Below are 2,316 nucleotides of genomic sequence, written 5' to 3'. Positions count from 1 at the left end.
GAATTAGTCCAAACGAGGCTGAAAGATTATTTAAGAAAGCCTCTTAAACTGTGGCCAAATTTAGTTGACCACAACACATTGGTTGATTTATCGTCTAAAAGTTATGAGTGTCCCTTATTATTTTCCCTTCCATCGTTTACTTGCTTTCAGTTTGAGTATGTTATCTAAAGTAACCAATGAAATCCCAAAGTGCTCATCACATTCACCCTTGTACTTTAGTACAGGTGATGAGTTCCAATATGTGTAAAGAGCATACAACGGAATCATGCTATCTTTAGCTGAAGATCGTAACAATTTAGAAGCTTGTGCTTGATTTCCAGATATATAATGTAACATATTATAGTCTTCTGTTTTCGGCGTGATCGTCTTAGCTTGAATCCTTATTCCTAAGTATTTTCTTCTTTTGGGACTTATAAACCACCAATCCCAGTCAGCGCCATTCTTGGATTCTTGATGCTTGCTAAATGACTTAACTAAAATATCTCTATGGTGATGAGCTAAAAAAAGCTGTAACAGCTCAGTTATTGTTTCTTCACCGATTCTTGAATTGTACTTTTTAGACTTTCTAAGTAACTCCCAAGAACATACAGATGCAAACTTAAAAAATTCTTTCATATACGACTATCTCATCAGAAAACTAACGCCAATCCAAGCCGCAGCGTGCTGGCGTGGTTTTTGCGCTTTTGTTGTTTGCAAAAAATGCGACAGTGTTAGCTGTCGGACTTTGGATACTTGTTAGATGAAATTACGCAATTTTATCTGTCCTTAGATAAGAGCGTAACTGCTGTTCCATCAAGTTTTTTATTTCATGTATCTTTACAAAAGATGCCCTAATTTCTTCTTTTTCATCATAATCATTCTTATTTAGCTTCCTGACTAATTTATTGAATTCATTAAATTCGTCAATTGCCTGTCCATGTAATTCAAAAGCTAGCGGACTAAGAATTAGTCTAATTCTAGGCTCTATTTTTTCCCAATCGAGCACAAAAGTATCCACTTTCTCCATGAACAAATCTTTTGTACAAATATCTGCCTTGGTAGGTGAGCCATATGCCTCAAACGAGGCTAATTGCTGACAGATTCGATAGTGTTCATAGTAAGTGGTGTAATAATTCACTATGTGATCTAATTGATTTTCGTAACTGGTCTGGTTCAAAGACATCTCGGACTTGACGAGCTCTAATTTATGAAGAATATCTGAATTCTGTTCTAGAAGAATTCTTTTTGAATGGATTCCTCCCAAATATGTCAACAGGGCTAAAACAAGCACTGCGCCTCCACCAAGCCAAGCAACAACTGATTCAAACTGACCTAGTACTTCGCTGATGTCCACAAACTTTCCTTTTCATCTAACGAGGCTGTAGAATTTATCATTCTCAGCCTAAATTTTTTATATGCGAAGACAATAATTGAGATTGTTATATTTATCAATAATTAACTGACTATTCGGTGACAATCATGTTTATGATCAATTAGAACATGCTGATAGGTTAAAGGCTGTTTTAGGGCCGGGTTGGTAGTCTTTAGCCTTCAATGCAGGCTATTTCGTAGCTTTTCTATATTATGGACTAGACAATACATCTGCCATTGGGCGTTCACTTTGTCTTTACCGCGCAGGGTAAATTTGTTCATTCCTTTATTGACGGTGATGTTGCCGAACACCGGTTCAATCATACCTAAACGTTTACTGTATTGCCGTCGGCCAATGCTGCTGTCTATTTTTATGCGCATTTTATCCGTGTAAGATAATTTCCGCTCGGCATTAAGTAAAAACTGGACTTGCCGTCCTCGGTCTTGAGGCGGTTTTCGCATACATTGCTGTTGTAATGGGCAGTGCTTACAGTCTTTTAAATATCCAGTAAATCGACTGTAACGTTTACCCTCGCTCTCAACATTCTTACAACTTAGCCACAGTAATTTTCCTGCTGGGCAACGGCACGTCATACGCTGTTCGTCAAAGTAGAAGTCCTTTGATGTAAATAATTTAGGCCTGCCTTTACTGCGTTTTAATCGTCGTTTTTCTTTTTCAGTGTGATAGGTTTCGCTGGTTTTAAACAATGGATTGCGACTTCTGAACTGAGTATCAGCAATGTAGGTATCTAATCCAGTACTCGCCATAAATTCTAGATTTTTCTCGCTATGAAAACCACTGTCTGCGGTGAATGCTGCTGTTTCGAATGTGTCTGGTGTGCCAAGTTTAACGAGTTGTTCTTCTAATTGTTTGACTGCTGGCGCTAAGGTTTGTTGTTCGCCGACTGAACCCCAAACTTTGGCCTGCATGATAATTTGGTGTTTGTCGTCATTTATCGCGATACC

General features: G+C 38.1%; 3 protein-coding genes. All 3 read right to left on the bottom strand.

Annotated elements, in window-relative coordinates; all coding sequences use genetic code 11:
- Nucleotides 1-117 precede the first annotated feature (117 nt).
- The gene (locus HRU23_20370; GenBank protein ID NRA56494.1) at nucleotides 118-615 is read right to left on the bottom strand and encodes a hypothetical protein; all 498 of its coding nucleotides are present in this window, start codon (nucleotides 613-615) and stop codon (nucleotides 118-120) included.
- Between the two features lie 130 nt (nucleotides 616-745).
- Nucleotides 746-1,333, bottom strand: coding sequence for a hypothetical protein (locus HRU23_20365; protein NRA56493.1), 588 nt, complete (start codon nucleotides 1,331-1,333; stop codon nucleotides 746-748).
- A gap of 197 nt (nucleotides 1,334-1,530) precedes the next feature.
- Nucleotides 1,531-2,316, bottom strand: a 786-nt coding sequence (locus HRU23_20360) for a transposase (protein ID NRA56492.1), incomplete at its 5' end; no start/stop codon positions are given.

The sequence above is a fragment of the Gammaproteobacteria bacterium genome (assembly GCA_013214945.1).
Lineage (GTDB): Bacteria > Pseudomonadota > Gammaproteobacteria > Enterobacterales > Psychrobiaceae > Psychrobium.
The sequence above is the reverse complement of the archived record's forward strand: the minus strand, read 5'-3'. Positions and strand labels throughout refer to the sequence as shown.